Genomic DNA, 18910 nt, shown 5'->3' with positions numbered 1-18910 from the left:
ATTTAGATTCACACTTAGACTGCTCTTTTCTAGTGTTCTTATCGCGGAATACCTGTTGTACGCAGTACGCGCATAGCATTTAAAACTGCTAGAAGCGTGACACCAACATCAGAAAATACCGCTTCCCACATAGTCGCTATTCCAAAAGCGCCCAATAAAAGAAATATACCTTTGACACCCAGGGCAAAAAAGATATTTTGCCATACGATCTTGCGGGTATTCTTAGCAATATAGATAGCATGGGCTATTTTGGAAGGTTCGTCGGTCATGATTACAATGTCCGCAGCTTCAATAGCAGCGTCTGATCCAAGGCCGCCCATGGCAATTCCCACATCTGCTCTAGCTAAAACAGGCGTGTCATTGATACCATCCCCAACAAAAACTATTTTTTCTTTGGGAGACTTCAATCTGTCCAGCTTTTCAATTTCCTCAACCTTGTTCTGTGGGAGTAGTTCAGCATGGACTTCATCCAGACCTAGCTGACGGCCTACGGCTTCTCCGACTGACTTGGCATCCCCGGTAAGCATGATCGTCTTTTTAATGCCAAGTGCTTTCAATGATGAGATCGCTTGCGCGGAATCTTCTTTCACCTCATCAGATATAGCAAGATAGCCGACATACTGCTTATTTACTGCCACATGCACAATTGTACCGATTTCATCAGGCTTTTGAAATGAAATGTGTTCCTTATTCATGAGCTTCTCATTTCCTGCCAATACTTCTTTGCCCTTCACAGTAACCTGAATGCCATGACCTGAAATTTCATTGTACCCTTCGATGCTTTCTTCTTGCATGTCTTTTCCGTAAGCTTTGCGGATGGACTCAGCTATTGGATGGTTAGAGTGCAATTCCGCATAGGCCGCATAGGTCAATAGCTCTTCTTTGGATATCGCACCAGCTGGGCGAATGCTAGTAACATTGAACGAGCCTTTAGTAAGTGTCCCTGTTTTATCAAACACAACATATTTAACGTGATTTAAAGCTTCTAAGTAGTTGCTTCCTTTAACAAGGATACCGGCTTTTGAAGCCGCCCCGATTCCGCCAAAAAAACCAAGAGGAATGGAGACGACGAGCGCACATGGACAAGAAATAACCAGAAATATTAAAGAACGATAGATCCATTCTGAGAAGGTGGCTCCCTGAATAATGAGAGGGGGTATCAATGCCATGAGGAGAGCTACGATCACAACAACAGGCGTATAGTACCGCGCAAACTTTGTAATGAAGTTCTCCGTAGGCGCTTTTTTGCTGCTGGCGTTCTGGACCAAATCTAGAATCTTGGAGACCGTCGATTCACCAAAATCCTTTGTAACTTCAACCGTTAATACACCGTTTTTATTAATAAAACCACTTAAAACATCACTGCCTGCTTCAACTTCACGAGGAACCGACTCCCCTGTCAAAGCCGAAGTATCCACCATGGAATGCCCTTCGATAATCCTTCCATCCAACGGAACTTTTTCCCCCGGCTTAATAACAATGAACGCCCCGATACTCACCTCTTCCGGCGATACCCGCTTCGTTGTATTTCCTATTTTAAGATTTGCATAGTCAGGTCGAATATCCATAAGGGCTGTAATTGACTTCCTAGAGCGATTAACTGCAATCCCTTGAAATAACTCGCCTACCTGGTAAAACAACATGACGGCAACACCTTCAGGATATTGTTGAATACCGAATGCCCCAATCGTGGCTAAAGACATAAGGAAATATTCATCGAATACTTGACCTCTAACGATGTTTTTCACAGCCTGCAGAACAATATCTCCACCAATGATGAGATAGGCAAGGAGAAAAACACTGAGCTCAACATAACCAGAAATCGGAGAAAAAACAGCGATCCCTGTCAGAATAGCACCAATCCCCAGTCTAGCTATCATGCGGCTTGTGTTTTTTCCTCCGTGATCGTGATCGTGACTGTGTCCTTCTTCCTCATGATTGTGACTATGCTCTTTTTTATCATGGCTGTGGCTGTGGCTGTGGCTGTGGCTGTGGCTGTGGCTGTGGCTGTGGCTGTGGCTGTGGCTGTGGCTATGCCCTTCTTTATCATGACTGTGGTTTTCATGGCTATGATCCGAATGAAGTGCGTTTGCTTTAGAAATGGTTCGATCTTTTACTTTTACATGAATGTGTGGTTCTAGCTGTTTTACCTTTTTCTTAGTTTCAGTAACAGCAGCTTCCTCTTGTCCTTCTTGCATCTCCAGCGTCAAAGTTCTGGTAACGAAATTAACTGAACAAGTCGAAACCCCAGGAACTTTTTTCACCCCATTCTCAATTTTCAAAGCGCAATTAGCACAATCCAAACCCTCCAGTAAAAACTCGCGTTTCACTATACCTTTGGCCGCTTCACTCATAGATACTCCTCCACCCATAACATGTGAGCATGTATTCATATATATTAGTATTAAAGTTATTATATTCATCCTAGGAATGAAATGTCAATCTCTGTTCCTTTTTTAAAATAAAAAAACGCTCCATTCATTTGAACGGAGTCGTTGCTTGTTCATATAAAGGCTAAGATCAACTGTGATTACTGCGTGCTTATGGCAAGCAAGCGCATTTTTGAATTGCTCGGCAGTGTAATACTGGATACTGTTTTACCTGCTGTTGGCGTTAAATGATAGGCGAAAATATAGGTATTGATCGTCTGATCCGTGTTGTTAATCGCATTATGCCGATGAGTCATGGATAGCGCGATATCTTGACCCGTTGTACTGGAAGTACACCAATCTTTCATCGTAATGCTTGTATCTGTGAATGTGCCATCCGTGTAATTGATTCTATAAGTAGCGGTGCTATCTCCGTTGACGGAGGAACCCAGCATTCGTATAGATGTATACTGCGCTTGAGTCAGGGAAATCGTCTGACCGCTCGCAGCTACTGCGTTCTTGGCTGTTGCCGCAAACGATCCCATATTGTACGTAGTTCCACCATACGTAATCGTGGATGGCACCAAATCTGCCGAATAGCACACTCCCCCGCCATCATAGTTACAATCGGCCCGATTGGTATCGTAGCTGAAGCCGTCGATTGTAAATTTGTTCGTCAGATCAATCGGAGTCGATGCTACTGGCGGGGTAGTTCCCCAAGTAAGTGTGGTCTGAGCCGCACTACTCTTCGCTCCATCGAAACCGACCGTCACAAGTTCAAGTACAGTAGTCGGCTCCGTGCCTATACGTTCCAACGATTTCACATAGAACACTTCATCATAAATCCTGCCGACGGACTCTCTGCTATTATCAGGCTTCACACGGTAAATGTCATAGTACCACACGCCCGATGGATTGAAGTTCCAAGAGAGGAATACCTCTGCCTTCCCAGATGCCAAATAGGACTGGTCAATCTTAAAGCCTGTCGGCGCAGCAGGTAAGCTTGCTGCCGAATTCGTTAGAGCTACTTCTCCAATGTTTACCGAATAATTTGTTGAAGTGCTTGATTCAAATCTTAATCCGATTGCAGCAATCGTTCTGCCCGCATAGGCTCCTAGATTGAACCCTTTCGTATTCCAGTCCGTGCTTGTCGTACTGCCAACATCCAGATTCAAGAAGGTGTTGGGAGCATCCTCGAAGATCAGTCCAACCTTCATATTCGATGGCGCGCTTGCCGTTCCTGTTTTATAGGTAATCGATAGATTCGTACTTGCAGCTACGCTTAATTTTGTTTTGAACAGCCGCAAATCAGTCGGATTGGTCGAATCCAGCGTACCCGCAACCTTAAGCGATGATCCACCGTCATAAGCGGTTGTGTAGTCAAGAGAAGGCGACAGAGGTGCTCCGCTGCCAGTACTCTTCACCCACCACTGCCAGCTTGGTAAAATATCTTGTATGCTCGCATTGTTCCATTCCTTGGAGCTTGCGAGGCTGCCGTTCAAGTAGAACGCTTTGCCGTGCCCCGTATTAAATCGGCTGACAAATGGATAGGAGCCAATAACGGATCTCTCAGGAATGTAATTGGCAACGCCATCCCAACATCGGTACTCGTTAGGATTATTGGGAACGCCTTGATCCGGATACGGACTGCATCCTGTTGATAAAGTGCGACCGGTATTGGTAGGGTCTTGATTCGGACCTGACCAGTATCGTCTTTCTCGTGTATACACCGCATCCTGATCATTCGGATCCATTTTGTTCGTATACTTGTTCCAAACCATATCGGTTCCGAACAGTGCCCAACTGGATCTTGGTGCGCCGCCGTCCGGGAAGATCGCATGCGGATCATAAGGCGGGTTGAAGCCGTACTTGTCGTTTTCCGTTCCTGCATACAGTGCTTTTATAGGATCGAGACCAAGGCTTGCCGCATAACTATTCCCTGAGGTTAATGCACTGGAGCTCCAGGCATAGTTCATAAATATACTGTTATTGACGGGTGTCCCATTATCAACAATCCATGGTGCATTGTTGGAGTTAAACCCATTTACATAAGATAAGGAGCCATTCGTTTTCAATGAATCATACCATTGCAAATGAAAATTGGCAGGAGCATGCGCGCGTAAGTACTTCAGCATGGCCATCAGATTCGCAGCATCGGTTGACGAGATACTCGCTTCTTGGTTAATAAAATAGCCATCAAATCCGTAATACTGAGCCATCGCAATCATCTTATCCGCTACAGGGTAGCTCCCGTCTGGATTTTTGGTAAGCCAATCAGAAAAGGTACCTGATCTCGGCCAGAACCAACACCCAAGACTTAGTACACCGTTTCGGTGTGCAGCATCTGTATAGGCTGGATTCGGCAAATTAATGACTCCGTAATTGGGATTAGTTGTGGAAGACCCATTCACTGGCAAGCCATGCCACGATGCGTAGATATCCGTGTACTGCCAAAAATTCAGCAAATTCCTGGTGTATGCATCGTTATATTTAAAAGAAGTGAAAGGCGAGTTGTCATAGTCTGCTGACAAATTCATTACCTGCGGCGCAGCACTCAGTGAAGGCTTGGCCTGCGTTGCTGTAAATGCAGGAATACGAGTCGCTAGAGGGACTCTAGCGCGGAGATACTTGGCATTCTTATCCGCAGCAGCGCTCCAGTTTTTCACATCATTTGCATTGTAGCCATGTGCGTATGGTTGGTTTTGTCCTGCTGGAGTTTCTGCTGAAGCAGGAAATGCCCAAATCGATAAAGCTGCAAATACCGTCAGCAAACCTCCAGTCAAGAGTTTTATAGGTTTCTTTGAACGAATTGAGAAATTTAACATACAAGCACTCCAATCATATTCTTTTTTTAAAGCGCTTTCAAAATGTGTCCGAACGTGTTACTCCATACTCGTCAAGTTCATCTTTCATTTCACCCTCTCACTAGTAGATATACATAATTTACATCTGAAGGAATATTTATGAAAGGATATAAACTAAAGATTCCTGATACAAACTAAAGAAACAGTTGGGGTCCCGCCAACACAACGTGTAAAAACGTACGCTAAGGAATTCGACTTATACTATTGTGACTTATTAAACATTTGATGTGGTATCGGGGGAAATTCGATTCCCTCTTGTTGATTTATAACTGTAGTATCCCGTAGACTTATTGACAACAAACATGAATCCCGAATGAGAGAGCAATATTTCAAACATCACCTTGTGATATAACTAAACATGAAATTCCAAACAAGGAGATGAGAGCATGAATAAGTTGAAAGGTAAAATCGCTTTAGTAACGGGTTCAAGCCGGGGGATCGGCCGTGGCATTGCGTTACGCCTGGCACAAGATGGCGCATTAGTGGCAGTGCACTATGGAAAAAGACAAAGTGAAGCAGAGGAAGTCGTTCATAGGATTCAACAAAGTGGAGGTTCCGCATTCATGATCGGTGCAGATTTAAATACCCTTAACGGCATTCGTGATTTATATGCGACATTGGATGAAGCCCTTCAGAAACGTACCGGTGATAATCGGTTCGATATTCTTGTGAATAACGCTGGAATCGGGCAAATTGTAACCATTGAAGAGACGACGGAAGAATCTTTTGACGAACTTATGAACATTAATGTCAAAGCACCGCTTTTTGTTATCCAGCAAGCTTTGCCACGTCTGAAAAATGAAGGCCGTATCATCAATATCTCATCGTTTGTAACACGAGTGGCATCCCCCATTGTTTTCGCCTACAGCATATCGAAGGGTGCGGTCAACACGCTTACCCACGTCTTGGCTAAGGAGCTTGGGAGCCGTAATATTACGGTGAACGCTATCCTGCCTGGCATTATTAATACAGAAATGAATGCCGGGACGTTGCAAGATTCCAATGGGCAGAAATATGCCGCTGGTCTTTCAACCTTCAATAGGTGGGGAGAGCCTGAAGATGTCGCGGATATTGCCGCCTTTCTGGCCTCATCGGACAGCCGTTGGGTAACTGGTCAATTGATTGATGCGAGTGGCGGATCTCATCTTTAAATAATTCACTGCTGTTTTAGATGAATTATAAAGTAGAATTTTGTGATGATAAAACTACCAACATTAGTCCTGAATTTAAGGAAATGGGGCAGCGACAAGAAGTTACCTACGCACCTGAAGGGCATAAAGCCATTTCTCATCCTACTGCAGGTAGCATGGTTTTTGAATATCTTGCTTTCTGGGCAGCAGATTCCCCAGAATTGCAGATTGTAATTAATACGCCAGTGAGCGGCACAGAAACAGCCGAGAAAGTAAACATGCTATTATTACAAAAAAATAATTGAATATTGAAACGGGCTTGTTGCAAAAAATGCAACAAGCCCGTTTTGGTTTTATTTAAGCAGGTTTCCGTTGTATCCATGAACCACGCTGCCCGTTAGCGGAGTGAAGGGCTTAACTATCGTGTCCCGTTAGAGTTTAATAATCATAATACGATGTTAACAACATTTAGTATATAAGCTCGGGTGACACTCACCTTTATGACAGTACCTGTACTAAAAGTGCATACTTACATATTTACAGTACAATCTTTATACTCAAAAAAAGGAAATAAATAAGAACTAAGGAGGACAAATCTTTGAAAACTCTTGTTGTCGTAACACACCCAAGCATAGAAACTTCCGTCATTAATAAGCGATGGGTAGAAGAACTCAAAAAATATCCTGAAAAGTATACTGTTCACGAATTGCATAAGGCTTACCCTGATGGAAACATAGACGTGGAAAAAGAACAGAAATTGGTTGAATTGCATAGTAATCTTGTTTTGCAGTTTCCTATATATTGGTTTAATTGTCCGCCTCTCCTTAAAAAATGGCTTGACGATGTTTTAACTTATGGGTGGGCTTATGGTTCAAATGGAGGAGATAAATTAAAGAATCGTAAAACTGCTTTAGCTGTATCTGTCGGAATTAAAAAAGAAGATTATAGTGAAGAGGGTAGATATCACTATACACTTGATCATTTATTATCTCCTTTTGAAACTACCTTCCTATACTGCAATGCAAATTATCGTTCGTTCTTTGCGTTTTATGGTACGGAAAATGAGCCTGGTGAAAATGTGCCTAGTACAGAAAATGAGCCTTCTGAAAGCCAATTGGAAAAAAGTGCACTAAATTATTTGAATTTTGTTGACAACCTTTAAAGGTTGCTTTATTAAAGCTGCTATAAAAAAGAAGTATTTCCTTGTTCGGGAGATACTTCTTTTGATTTTTAAAAATAGCTATGTCTACCGCTGCACAGCCTCCAGAGCTGGCGAACTGTTTTTCTCTCCCCACTCGCACATCATATTTAACAATGGAATGAGAGAAAGACCACGTTCAGATAATGAATATTCAACTTTTGGAGGTACTTGTGGAAATTCCTTGCGGATGATAAGACCATCTGCTTCCAGCTCTTTTAACATAATGCTTTGCGTTTTAAATGAAATGGTACCGATACATCGCTTCAGCTCATTAAATCGCATAACCTTATTTTCAGACAGCCAATACATAATGATCATTTTATATTTACCGCCTATTAAGGACAACGTGTATCCAAAGCCAGTTTCTTTTAGTTTCACGCCAGTCGGAACACAGGTTTCGCGCACAAGTTACACTCTCCTTTTGGTAAGTATATGATATAAATATTCATACTTTACAATAGATCATTATGCAATCTTATTGAAAGGATGTAAATCGCTATAAAATTTGCTGTATCCTAAATTTGAATAAATTTTAAAAGCGGAATGGGACCAGAACGATGGCAGACACTTTACGTCCTGACCGCGTACGCGAACGCGGAGGGTCAGTGTTGGCCGAAACAGGAAACGGTTGTCCAAGCGCTCGGTGTAACTCGTAAGGCGGCGAAGGTTTATTACGTTAAACTGCCGTTAGCTTAATCAGTAGGCCAGATTCCAACCATTACGTTAGCCACCTCATCTACTCCCAGCCATCCGTCGAGAATGAGATCAAGTTCTTGTCATTTGGTTTTGATAAGAACTTGATCCCATAAAACAAAAAAAATCCGCTCCACTAATTCCCCAATATTCAGTTGCATCTCCTTCTGCTCGAGATAATCTCATTCTAAACCCTGACGTCAGCGTTAGGGTCAAGCGAAAATAAGTGATGACCAATGTCCATTTCACGGTGCCAAATCAGTGCGGGGGTTGTTTTCCCTTTGATGCTACGGCCTACAATTTTTTTGCTGTCAAAGCCCGACATTAATTATCTTATCAACATGAAGGGCAACAAATTTTAAATAAATCCTCACAATCTCTCATACAATTGGCGTATATATCTGTCCATTCATCCCAATGTTTGCACTGTCTCTCGCAGTAAATTCTTCTTCTAATACATTCCTGCGGGGAAGGAGGATGTGAAATTCCAATATCGCACCCTGTTTCGTAATAATTACAGTGCGAAGTTGGTGTCCCCCGATAAAGTTCTATATACCCGCCCTGAAAATTTTGACGTTTGTTAACTAAATCACTTATGGGATATCCCAGTGGACCTTTTTCCCAATTCATATTCGCCCATTTATCGCGTACAGCTCCGTGCACCTCGTGAGCTCCAAGGGAAGGATGCCAGTAGATTGAACCTCCTTGGAAATGATTATAACGTCCAATTTGGTCCGGTGTTTTCTCTTCATCAGTGACAAGATATCCAAGGATGTTTTTCAACTCGGGACTGAGACTGAACCATTTATCCTGAATAGCTCCGTGCACCTCGTGGGCACCAAGGGAAGGATGCCAGTAGATTGAGCCTCCTTGGAAGTCGTTGTGCAGACCACCGCCTGCTACGGGCAATGTATCAGTAAGGGGAAATCTCAAGAAACTAGATTCCGCCCATACTTTTCCATTTGTCAAATACAGCACCGCGCACTACGCGTGTTGCCCTGGCATAACCATTAACCATCCCCCCCGAAGGGAATGAATAGATAAATCCCCTCTGGAATTGACTCCAATAAGGAGCTGTAGCAGCTAGCATCCCGGGAATGGTCATTATATCCGTTTCAGGATACCCTAATTCATGAATGCCGCCGAGACTAAGCCATTTATGCCATATGGGATCATACAATGCGTGGGTGCCCGATGAGCGATGCGCAAGAATAATACCTTTTTGAAAGTTTTGGCTTGCTCCGCCGTCTTGTGTTCCTTGCGCCTCTGAAACGGGGGAGCCCAAAATTCCGCTCGCCCCGCCAAGTTCTTGATATTTTCTTGAAATAGATTCAGCTAACGCCGGGTCAGGCGGCGGATCGCGATATAAATTAGGCAGAGCATACTCTATAGAGGATACCGCTTTAGGTGCAATCTCATTTCTAGACATATGAACCTCCAGTGTTGTCGATTTCAAAATAACTTATGAATATTTCGCCCAAACGGCTTGGGTAATTGCCTATTTCGGAAGGATAAAAAAAATCACCGAAACGGTGATTTTTTATAATTTATATTTTTGGCTTTCTATACTGTTCCCTATCGCCAAAAGCTCGTATAGGTAAGTCCCTCATACTTCGCTATATCGTAATGCCGATCCTCCCATTGACCCGATCCCTTATAAATCAATTCACGTCTTACGTGCCCGTCATCTATACCCGGATTGCGTGGAATATAATTCAATAGAATAGACAATCGCTTCTTGTCCGTGATATTTCCTCTCGCCCTTACATCAGGTACAGCCCCCTCATTCTCCCACCGTGTAAAACTCATTTGAACCATTTGATCAAACACGAAAGCCAGTCCTTGCGTACTTTTGATGCCTAAATTCTTAGCCATATTGACTGTAAGACGTAGAGGGGCATCGGCAAACTCAAACTGTAGCTGTTGATTGATCTTGCTCTCTCCCATCTTCATAAATGCCTGATGCCAGTCCGGCAGGAGGTGGCAATCGCCTGGGCAGTCGCCGCGCTCGTTTTTAAGGGTAATGCTGTCCCCCCATGCTTTTTGCTCTTCTATTGATTTTTCTACGATGTCTTTCAAGACCTTTGTTTTTTCCGGACCAAAAATCTCGTTAACTTCATCAGGAGCCCGACGAATGTATTCCTTCAAAAATTCTCCCAACTCATATCCCAAACTATATTGCAAAATCCCGAATGAGATGCCTTGAGCATCAAAATTGCCAGTAACATTGGAATAACCATTTTCTCCTTCAAAAAAACCGGTATTGTACATCAGGTTGTATTTCAACTGGTCCAAAATCCCCTCATAAGCGTGTACCTCGCCCGAAGGAAACACTGAAAGTGCCAGCAGAAGTATAACCGTGTACCACTTTTTTACCATGGAAAATCCCTCCTTTTACTCCTCGCCAATCGTTCCAGTGATCTGACGGCGCCTCTCATGATGCAGATGCGAAGGCGGTGGTGTAACAGACTGTTGCACCAACAGATCGGCTGTGTAGGTTCCATTGTCCTTGAATCGGAATCTGTGAAATGGCTCCGAATAGGAACCGTTAAACATTTTTTTCGGTTCCACCTTGTTCAATTTTGTAAACACCTTTGCGGCAGCAGGGTCTAATTTGAACGTGTATACCGAATTAACCGTTTTTTTATAACCTGCGCTTTGAGAAGTCACCACTGCCACTTTTCTTTGATCCGGCGATACGGCGGATTCTTGATAAATCGCGCTTTCTTCAAGGGGGGCTCCCTCCCACTTGTCCGTTCCCGGTCTTTTCATATGTACGGAAAGTCTGCAACTTTTAACCCCGCAAGCCGTGCCCACGATCAGGATATCTTGGCTGGCATTGGGAACTTTCCAGGCCCGGATACGCTTTTTCTCCAATTGCTGCAGATCGGGCGGCAACGTCTGAAGGTACTCTTTAAAACGAGGAATATCGGCCACATTGAGCTTGTAGGCCACCTTATCCACGACAACTTGCACTATATTGGATTCTTCCGCGTTAGCCGTGTTTGGCCTAGGCAGCGCCCCCCACTGAAAAACATTCAGGAAACTCATTGCTATACAGAAAGAAGCTATTGCAAGCAGACGCTTTAACATATAAACCAACCCCTTACAAGCTTGAATTTAATTGGGCGGCATGCCCCACCGTCTATGGATGGTTAATGGCCATGCCATTTTCCGTGTCGTTGTACCATTTCAAATATTTCTCTGTGTATTCTTTGCCCGACTGTTCTAAAGCTTCCTTTTTTTCCTCGCTTAGATCAAATTCGGTTGTTTTTACTCCCAGCGTATCGATATAAATCGTTCGCTGCCAATCATCACTATGCAAATGCTGATTTTGCTGGCTCTCCAATATTGTTTCTACGAGGCTCCAAGTATAGGAAAACAAGTTATCGATCTCATACCGCGGAGGCTCCGACTGGTCGCGGAAAACTGCAATTTCCTTGGCGGAATCCAGCCGGAATCCAAGCGTTTCTTTGTTGAATACATAGGGGCTTATGGTTTCGCCCTCTTGCTTCAATTTGTCATTATGCTTCTCATAGTAATCCGGGATGAGAAAATATTGGTCTACGTATTTCTTACGGTCAAAAAGTTTAACGGGATAATTATCGAGCACCCCGCCATCCACATAAACATCGCCGCGGTCACTTCTTTTGGCAGCAAAAAATAACGGGATGGACATGGAAATCCGCACAGCATCGGCAATGCACATTCGCGGAGTATGTTCGAAAGAAAAAACCTCCTCGTAACGTGTCGATAAATTAGTCCCAATAAAATAGAGGTCCCGCAAGTTTCGTTCTTTCTTGAGATCATCCACATCCTTGAAAGTGGCTTCGCTGTTGCCAGTCTTATTTTTAACCAGGTCGGCAATCCACTGGCGAAAATAATCGCCTTTATACCAACCGAATTGATGAATCAATCGCTCGGTTTCAAAGACAAGCCCCCACGATTCATCCAGGAAGGTTCTAAAATCAAGATTGCTTACGATATCTCTGATTTCTTTTGTAGAGTAACCCAGCCCGACCAAAACCGAGATAATAGCTCCGGCAGAAGTACCGCCAACCCTTGTGATATTGCTTAGTATCCCCTCTTCATCCAGTACCTCAAGGGCCCCGATATAAGCAATACCTTTAACCCCTCCGCCTTCAAAGACAAGATTTTTAAAGTGGTACTCCATGTCTTTCTCCATTAAGAACCCGCAGCAGGAAAATGGCAAACCTGGATAATGACTTGTTCTAACCCGGCCACCGCTTCGAATAATTTAATCATTTCGGAAATCGTTATTTCTTTTACCAACCCGTCCGCAGGGTCAATAAAGGTAAAATAAATGCCTTCCACGGTATCATCGCTGCGTATTCCCGTAATGATGATCGCATGCATGGACCAGGGTTTATCCGGATCGGGCGCTATGGTGACCCAGAGAGGTCCGTATGTCTGGAGCAGATTCAGCCAGCCTTCGCTGGAGTAATTCATCGGCGGTTCAGCGACCAGTCCAATGCTTTGCAACAGCTCCGGTGTATCTGCCGGATATAGTCCCGTATTTTTTTCATAAATCTCTCTGTACTTGGGTCCGGCCAGATCCATAACGTCTTCTATTGTGTAACTCGCGCTTTTGCGCCAAGAAACCATACTTGTCAGCACAGTTGCCCAACAGGCCATCGTATAAGGCTGGGCTATCGGCGGGACGGTATCTGGAACAGCATATTGAAACATAAGGAACCTCCTATGAATCGAAGTGGGCATTCGGACTTGGATCTGGTGCTTTTCCAAGAAATCGGCAGATGAATCCTATTAATTGCAGTCCGTCGATGTGCAACCCATCCTCTTCAAAATGCCATGCGGAGCGCTCGTTCGCTTCGCTATGAGAGTAGTGACCGCCAATCGAAAAGGGGCCCCAGCCGAAGCTGCCGCCACTACTCAGCTGGCTTTCATACGTACTGCGGTCGGAGTGGAACGAATTGTTGTTAATCACTACATTGCGCACGAATAATGCAGTGGTCGGATAGGCTACAAGCCGCCCGCTTGGAGGCTCTTTTCCATCGGAAAGGTCTTTACCAATGTAATCTTTCGACCATTTCCACCCCTTTCCAATCATGAAACCGGGATCGAACCACCCGCGGCCGATCGGCACTTGCGTGATCTCAAACTTCATGCTGAATCCGCTGCCGTCAAACGATTCGAAGCTCTTCTTTGTTTCAGAGCTGACGTTGGCCCCCGCCGACCAAAGACCGAAGCCGAAGCTTGCGCTGCCTCCCCAAGCGGTTGACTCTTGACTCGTGTAATGGGAGTAACTGCTTTCAGAGAAATTGAACCCTGTCCAGCCGCCAGATCTCGTAAAGTCGCCGGGGATAACGCTGGAGTAATAAAAGTCTCCGTTAGGACCAGCCTGCTTGGCTTTTCGAAACTTATCTTCAATATTGGCCTTGATTGTTGCCATATCGCGTTCCGTCACCTGATTGATGTAGGCAACCATAGCTTCCACATCGTTCTTATAGCCGTTCGTTACCCAATCGTCAAATGCGCTGCGCACCGACTGCCTCAGTTCATCTGCCATGAAACGCCATGTGTTGACGGCATCCGGTGATTCGGCATTATTGAACGCGATTTCGGCGTGCTTGTATTTCATGGATGCTTCCAAATATGCCCTTAGCTTCTCCTTGTAAGCGACTAATACCGGTCCGTCTTCAATGACTTCCTTCTTCTCGTCGGTAACGAGGTTTACTTTCTCTTTTTTCACAGACAATAAATTCCGGAACTTCTCGACCTTCGCCTTTTCCTCGTCAGTCAGCTGCGACACCGCTACCTGGCTCATTTTCAATGTTATGTCAAAGACACCCCACAACAACTCCTGCGAGGTGGTATATCTGGCTTGCCTGAGATTAGACGACATGAGGAGCGGTTCACCGGTAGGAACGAAGTTGGCAAGCAGGGCCCATTCGTTGGCGCATGCCGCATAGCGCCACATCTGCGCGGCTTTGGCTGCGTCTGTGCTGCCGCCGGGCTGCGGCGCCGTCGTCGGAAGAGCGACTGTCGGCGGCAGGCTGGCAAAATCGAAGAAATCCTCCTTGAATGGAATACCCGGCGTGATCCAGGTCACATAATTATTCTTGTCCACCGGCATGTCCTCCATGCCCCCAGTAACAACAGTGTTAAGTTTATTGAGCAGTGACTGCATTAATTGATCTGGTTGTACGGACATAGCAATTCCTCCTAGTAGCTGTGATCTGGCAATGGGTCTTCAGTTTTTATATGGACAGGATCTGTGCCCGTCACCTGGCGGATATAGGCAGCCATGGTTTCCACGTCATTCTTATAGCCGATTGCGACCCAGTCATTATACGCGGTGCGCTCCAACAGTCGCAGGTCGTCCGCCATGAATCTCCATTTATTAATAGCTTCCTGTGATTCACTTTCTTTGTATACCGTTTCTGCATCCTTATATTTTTGGGATGCCTCGAGGTATGCCTTCTGCTTTTGCCTGTAAGCGGCTAGAATCGCTCCGTCCTCAATTTCTTCCTTCGTTTTCCCGGTAAGCGGATCTTCTACTGCTTTCTTCACAAAAAGCATATTTCGGAACTTCTCAACCTTCTCCATTTCCTCATTCGTCATGTTTGCGCAACCACCCTTCTATGAAATGATGATCGAACTGGGTTGGGTAATCTTCTGATCAGGGCCACGTTAACGACGGGTCCGGGTCGGGCGATTTGGCTGTTCGCTGGACGATATAGGCAACCAGGAACACGGTATCTCCCGTAGAAGCGGTCCCACCGGACGTGGAGCCATCAGGCTCGGGTTGAGGCAGCAGGACCAAGTGCAGCAGCCGCAAGTTGTCATGTTCCACGGCGTTGATAGGTACGTCCGCCCTGATAATAGATCCGAGCGCCGGACTGGAAGGAGCTCTGGTCGCCGTCAGAGCCTCATTCACATGCATGAAGCGAGTCGGCCGTTCTGCGACATGCATGTGGGCCAAGTGAATCGGCTGTTCTGCGACAGGCGTGGCCACCAAGCGAACCGGCTGCTCTGCGACACGCAATACGTCTGCTCCCAGCACCAAGTTGCCCAGCAAACGGTAAGAGTTATTGATCTCTTCGGGGTGCGGTACCGTTTTCCAGCTAATCGTAATATTTCGGACAAGCACCAGCCCGGCTATATAGCCGGGAAGCGTTCCATTAGGCCACGGACGATCGCCGCTAGAAAGAGGCTGCTGATCCGGATTGCTCCACTTCCAGAATCGGCTATGGAGCAATTCGGGGTGGAACCAGGTGCGTTCTACATCCACACGGACCATCTCCATAGTCATCCGCTCGATCTCGCCGTCGGCGCGCAATGCATCTCCGAGAGCGTCTTGTGCACGCAACACCTCCGGAGGAGCGCTTGCGGCAAGCGAGGCGACCTCGGTGCCGGTCAAGGTAAACTTTATCCAACCTGATCCCATATCGAATAGCCGATCGGGACGATAGCCTGTCGGCCAGAAAGCTCCGTAGCTATCGTTCTGAGGACCGATGCTTTGGAAGTCGTTGACCCAGGAATTCCATTGATGAAGCGGATTATGGGTAAATTCGGAAAGTGCATGAATTGCAGCTTCGACTTCCTTTTTATATCCGTTGACGATCCATTCTTGAGTGCAGGATTCCAGCTTTTCCGAGAACATGTCGCTGTCGGCCTTAGCCTGTGCAGATACATTCGGGTCTGTGGTGCTGGCAAGGGTTAGTTGAGCATGACGCAAGGATAGCTCTAACGTGCTGCATTGATCCCTGAAGGTCAAGTAGGCCTGATACTGCGGGGTAGGTTCCCCCGGCGGACCTATAAGCGTACGGGCAGCTTGAACGCGTGCCTCTTCCGCATCAGAGCCAGGTGCTTCCGCCAGAATGACTGCCCCTTCAAACACTTCGCGGTAGGCGTCCCAAAGATATGTTCCCGAACTGATCCAGACGTCGCCGGAAAGCGGAATGCTGTTGACCCGCCGCGCGAAGGCGCCGCGTAAATTCACGCTGTCCCACTCGGAAATGCCAGTAACGGCAGAAGGCAAATCGAAGGCGATTTCACGCATGTCCCATCCCTCTGCAAGTGTGGGAAACGATACAATCTGGCCGGCCTCAGGATTTGACATCGTGTTGGCAATTTTCGTGAGCAGAGCAGCTCCTGTAGCTAATCCCATGTTCTATCCTCCCTTGTATAGGGGCCTGAAAAATTAGTTTACGTACATATACTTAACTAAAGTCCCTTGAATATACAATCCATGTTTTACATTTTTTGGAATTTTCAATGCGTGATATGCCAATATTATGAACGTTGAAATTATGAATGATCGGGGCTACTTTTGAAAAACATGAGGTAGATGCCAAACTCGCAATGCAATCCACTAAAATTATGAAGGAGCTTTATTATGCAGAACAGGACAGACACGGATATTATGGGGATAGACGTCAGCCACCATAACGGAGATATTGATTGGAACGCGGTAAAAAATAGCGGAGTACAATTCGCATACATGAAGGCTAGCGAGGGAGACAACTTCAAGGACAACAAGTTTGAAACTTATGTAAAAGAAGCCAGAGCCGCGGGACTGCCTGCCGGCGCTTACCATTTTGCCCGCCCGACTGATAACGCCCCGCAAACTGAGGCTCGCCATTTTCTAGACACCTTGAAAACAGGGATGCCCGATTACGGAGATTTAATGCCGGTATTGGACTTGGAAGCACCCACTGAAGCCAGTCAATCGAACGGTGAGTTCATTTCGAATTGGGCAAGATCATTTATTTCAGTCATTCAACAAGAAACAGGGAAACAGGTCCTGCTGTACACAGGGAACTGGTTTGTCAATCAGTTTGACAATTTAAACAATGCTTTAAAAGATATCCCCTTATGGATAGCTAATTATAGTAATATTCAAGCTCCTCCTGATTGTGGCGGTTGGACCCGTTGGTTAGTGTGGCAGTACACTGAAAAAGGAACCGTAAGCGGTATTGAAGGGCATATTGATATGAACGCCGCCACATCCCTGGCCGCTCTGAAAGGTACTCTCATGTAAATTGGTCCTACGGGTGAATTTCTAATCATCTGAAGGTCAAGGAGAGACAGTACCCGACTCCTTACCATTCCGGTACCTTTCACTATTACATCAAAATGATTCTTGACGTATTAAAAGAAGACCGATGCATTTAAGAGAGTCCTCACCATATTAGGGTTAACCTGGGAGGGAGTTAGAAGGGAGACCGATGAGGGGATATAAATACGAGGACGTAAGGTGTGTTTATTATGCCGTATAATCTAACAATGAAAAGATGGCGTAAAAAAGCGAATTGTTCTATATCGTGAAAGTTCCCGAAATAACCGGATGTATCGCTGCTGGCAGATCGCCACAAGAGGCTCTTAAAAACAATTTTTATCGTATGTATCCTGCTTTTTGTCGATACTGCCAAAAGGTATACATATCCAAAAGTGGACAAAATACCTTTAGGTTTAGGTTGTCTTAAAAAATACTGACCATTTGATTATCAATGTGTATTAAACGAAAGGAGTTCAATATGCCACTCTGTAATCCTGTTATTATCGGACCATTGACTGAATGGAGTCCTTCAATTGCAGTAGAAGGGTGCCTTCCAGGTGGTACTGTAGTAATAGAGTCTAAGGGCCCTAACTGCTTCATTCAACTATCGTTCCTCGTTAGCTCAATTAACACTTAGGCCTTCTTGTAATATGTCAGAACTACGAAATGATCATTTATTAGTACATCACCTTTCAATTTGTAATGAGTGTACAGTTCATGATTAATTTCGTTCTTGATTTTAAAATACCTCCATCTATTTCTAATTTCCCATTAGCACTGCAGGCCACCAAGTTTATCCCCGGCAGCCTGCATGATTATTGTTATTGAGCTATCGTTTCAGTCAAATAGCAAACATTTATACATCTATCTCACAAAAGTAATATAATCAGTGTTCACTGGTTCAAAACCATCCAGTGAGAAGTGTTTTGAAGTTATCTTCATTTTGTTTAATAAGTTTTGCACAGACTTCTAGATCACTATCCGACCAGATGGGCATTTGTGAACTGTCCTTCTCTTTTATTCTAGTAATCCAAACTTGTTCTGAATATAGAATATGCGAAAATAAACTTACCTGTTGGAACTCGACTTCAACATTTTGCAAGGTTTCTAGAATTCGTTGATTATCCCATAAAACAAGAAAGCCTCTATTTATGCGACTTTTATTGAGATAATGTTGTTGTCACCCGACATTTGAAGAAGGGAAAATCCAACATCATTTAAATTATACTTAAATTTTTCTACCCCATACCAACAGTGTGCGTTGTAACTCAGTCTGAATAAGTTGCCCGTTACGCCATTTCTCATACTTTAGAAATGAAACTTTGTATTGATCGAAAAACAAATCAATTTCAACACACTTACCTTCCATCGTAATTACATCACCGTCGAATAACAACTCCTATGTATTCAATTTGAGTTCTGCTGGCCTCAATCCTTCCCTTCATTCAAGAAAAAAGGGCGCTTTTCAGCGCCCTTTTAGCCTATAATTTGGAAATTGCGTTTGGCATTCTGCCTGTACGTTGAATGGTACGAATCTGAGAAGTTGTTATCCGGAATCCAACCAGAATAAACGACGAGGTTACATTGTTAAAGTTGAAAGCTCGTAA

The 18910-nt window shown here is 44.8% G+C and carries 17 protein-coding genes; 5 read left to right on the top strand and 12 right to left on the bottom strand.

The window, feature by feature from the left end; all coding sequences use genetic code 11:
* Positions 1–38: 38 nt before the first annotated feature.
* Positions 39–2354, bottom strand: a complete 2316-nt coding sequence (locus GK047_RS12885) for a heavy metal translocating P-type ATPase (protein WP_240343943.1) — start codon at positions 2352–2354, stop codon at positions 39–41.
* A 176-nt stretch (positions 2355–2530) separates the two neighbouring features.
* Positions 2531–5194: an endo-beta-N-acetylglucosaminidase gene (locus GK047_RS12880; RefSeq protein ID WP_163946872.1), complete on the bottom strand. Its 2664-nt coding sequence runs from the start codon at positions 5192–5194 to the stop codon at positions 2531–2533.
* Between the two features lie 425 nt (positions 5195–5619).
* Here GK047_RS12880 and GK047_RS12875 point away from each other — a divergent pair, with 425 nt between their 5' ends.
* From GK047_RS12875 to GK047_RS12865, 3 genes are all read left to right on the top strand, one after another.
* Positions 5620–6384, top strand: coding sequence for an SDR family oxidoreductase (locus GK047_RS12875; protein WP_163946868.1), 765 nt, complete (start codon positions 5620–5622; stop codon positions 6382–6384).
* 20 nt (positions 6385–6404) lie between these two features.
* Positions 6405–6668 (top strand): MmyB family transcriptional regulator, encoded by a 264-nt coding sequence (locus GK047_RS12870; RefSeq protein WP_163946866.1) that lies wholly within the window; start codon positions 6405–6407, stop codon positions 6666–6668.
* Positions 6669–6961: 293 nt separating this feature from the next.
* Complete coding sequence (locus GK047_RS12865) at positions 6962–7525, top strand: NAD(P)H-dependent oxidoreductase (RefSeq protein ID WP_163946864.1); 564 nt, start codon at positions 6962–6964, stop codon at positions 7523–7525.
* Positions 7526–7609: 84 nt separating this feature from the next.
* Here GK047_RS12865 and GK047_RS12860 read toward each other — a convergent pair whose 3' ends face one another.
* Entirely contained in the window at positions 7610–7969 is a 360-nt protein-coding gene (locus tag GK047_RS12860; protein WP_163946862.1) for a winged helix-turn-helix transcriptional regulator, read from the bottom strand.
* A 138-nt stretch (positions 7970–8107) separates the two neighbouring features.
* Between GK047_RS12860 and GK047_RS12855 the strand changes: the two genes are divergently transcribed.
* Entirely contained in the window at positions 8108–8260 is a 153-nt protein-coding gene (locus tag GK047_RS12855; protein WP_163946861.1) for a helix-turn-helix domain-containing protein, read from the top strand.
* A 333-nt stretch (positions 8261–8593) separates the two neighbouring features.
* Here the strand turns inward: GK047_RS12855 and GK047_RS30640 are convergent, their stop codons facing one another.
* The 9 genes from GK047_RS30640 to GK047_RS12810 all read right to left on the bottom strand — a co-directional run bounded on the left by GK047_RS30640 (position 8594) and on the right by GK047_RS12810 (position 16412).
* Positions 8594–9235, bottom strand: a complete 642-nt coding sequence (locus GK047_RS30640) for an LGFP repeat-containing protein (RefSeq protein WP_481856004.1) — start codon at positions 9233–9235, stop codon at positions 8594–8596.
* Positions 9195–9686, bottom strand: a complete 492-nt coding sequence (locus GK047_RS12845; protein ID WP_163946857.1) for an LGFP repeat-containing protein — start codon at positions 9684–9686, stop codon at positions 9195–9197. Before GK047_RS12845 ends, GK047_RS30640 begins: the two co-directional genes overlap by 41 nt.
* A gap of 146 nt (positions 9687–9832) precedes the next feature.
* A complete protein-coding gene (locus tag GK047_RS12840; protein WP_163946854.1) occupies positions 9833–10636 on the bottom strand; it encodes a hypothetical protein in 804 nt (267 codons plus the stop codon).
* Between the two features lie 15 nt (positions 10637–10651).
* Positions 10652–11350 (bottom strand): hypothetical protein, encoded by a 699-nt coding sequence (locus tag GK047_RS12835; protein ID WP_163946852.1) that lies wholly within the window; start codon positions 11348–11350, stop codon positions 10652–10654.
* 52 nt (positions 11351–11402) lie between these two features.
* Entirely contained in the window at positions 11403–12431 is a 1029-nt protein-coding gene (locus GK047_RS12830; RefSeq protein WP_163946850.1) for a patatin-like phospholipase family protein, read from the bottom strand.
* A gap of 11 nt (positions 12432–12442) precedes the next feature.
* Positions 12443–12967 carry a papain-like cysteine protease family protein gene (locus GK047_RS12825; RefSeq protein ID WP_163946848.1) on the bottom strand — a complete coding sequence of 175 codons (525 nt, stop codon included), beginning with the start codon at positions 12965–12967 and terminating at the stop codon, positions 12443–12445.
* A 10-nt stretch (positions 12968–12977) separates the two neighbouring features.
* A complete protein-coding gene (locus GK047_RS12820) occupies positions 12978–14219 on the bottom strand; it encodes a hypothetical protein (RefSeq protein ID WP_163946846.1) in 1242 nt (413 codons plus the stop codon).
* 245 nt (positions 14220–14464) lie between these two features.
* The gene (locus GK047_RS12815) at positions 14465–14863 is read right to left on the bottom strand and encodes a hypothetical protein (protein ID WP_163946844.1); all 399 of its coding nucleotides are present in this window, start codon (positions 14861–14863) and stop codon (positions 14465–14467) included.
* A 58-nt stretch (positions 14864–14921) separates the two neighbouring features.
* A complete protein-coding gene (locus tag GK047_RS12810; protein ID WP_163946842.1) occupies positions 14922–16412 on the bottom strand; it encodes a hypothetical protein in 1491 nt (496 codons plus the stop codon).
* A 228-nt stretch (positions 16413–16640) separates the two neighbouring features.
* Here GK047_RS12810 and GK047_RS12805 point away from each other — a divergent pair, with 228 nt between their 5' ends.
* Positions 16641–17285, top strand: a complete 645-nt coding sequence (locus tag GK047_RS12805; protein ID WP_163946840.1) for a glycoside hydrolase family 25 protein — start codon at positions 16641–16643, stop codon at positions 17283–17285.
* Positions 17286–18910 lie beyond the last annotated feature (1625 nt).

The organism is Paenibacillus sp. SYP-B3998 (assembly GCF_010820665.1).
Classification (GTDB): Bacteria; Bacillota; Bacilli; order Paenibacillales; family NBRC-103111; genus Paenibacillus_E.
This window is presented reverse-complemented; position numbering and strand designations above follow the sequence as displayed.

Coding starts and splice junctions, on each gene's coding strand:
- GK047_RS12820 (WP_163946846.1), bottom strand. CDS start 14,219: ATGTGGCGCTATGCGGCATGCGCCAACGAATGGGCCCTGCTTGCCAAC.
- GK047_RS12815 (WP_163946844.1), bottom strand. CDS start 14,863: ATGACGAATGAGGAAATGGAGAAGGTTGAGAAGTTCCGAAATATGCTT.
- GK047_RS12830 (WP_163946850.1), bottom strand. CDS start 12,431: ATGGAGTACCACTTTAAAAATCTTGTCTTTGAAGGCGGAGGGGTTAAA.
- GK047_RS12855 (WP_163946861.1), top strand. CDS start 8,108: ATGGGACCAGAACGATGGCAGACACTTTACGTCCTGACCGCGTACGCG.
- GK047_RS12885 (WP_240343943.1), bottom strand. CDS start 2,354: ATGAGTGAAGCGGCCAAAGGTATAGTGAAACGCGAGTTTTTACTGGAG.
- GK047_RS12810 (WP_163946842.1), bottom strand. CDS start 16,412: ATGGGATTAGCTACAGGAGCTGCTCTGCTCACGAAAATTGCCAACACG.
- GK047_RS12825 (WP_163946848.1), bottom strand. CDS start 12,967: ATGTTTCAATATGCTGTTCCAGATACCGTCCCGCCGATAGCCCAGCCT.
- GK047_RS12845 (WP_163946857.1), bottom strand. CDS start 9,686: ATGTCTAGAAATGAGATTGCACCTAAAGCGGTATCCTCTATAGAGTAT.
- GK047_RS12880 (WP_163946872.1), bottom strand. CDS start 5,194: ATGTTAAATTTCTCAATTCGTTCAAAGAAACCTATAAAACTCTTGACT.
- GK047_RS12835 (WP_163946852.1), bottom strand. CDS start 11,350: ATGTTAAAGCGTCTGCTTGCAATAGCTTCTTTCTGTATAGCAATGAGT.
- GK047_RS12805 (WP_163946840.1), top strand. CDS start 16,641: ATGCAGAACAGGACAGACACGGATATTATGGGGATAGACGTCAGCCAC.
- GK047_RS12875 (WP_163946868.1), top strand. CDS start 5,620: ATGAATAAGTTGAAAGGTAAAATCGCTTTAGTAACGGGTTCAAGCCGG.
- GK047_RS12870 (WP_163946866.1), top strand. CDS start 6,405: ATGAATTATAAAGTAGAATTTTGTGATGATAAAACTACCAACATTAGT.
- GK047_RS12840 (WP_163946854.1), bottom strand. CDS start 10,636: ATGGTAAAAAAGTGGTACACGGTTATACTTCTGCTGGCACTTTCAGTG.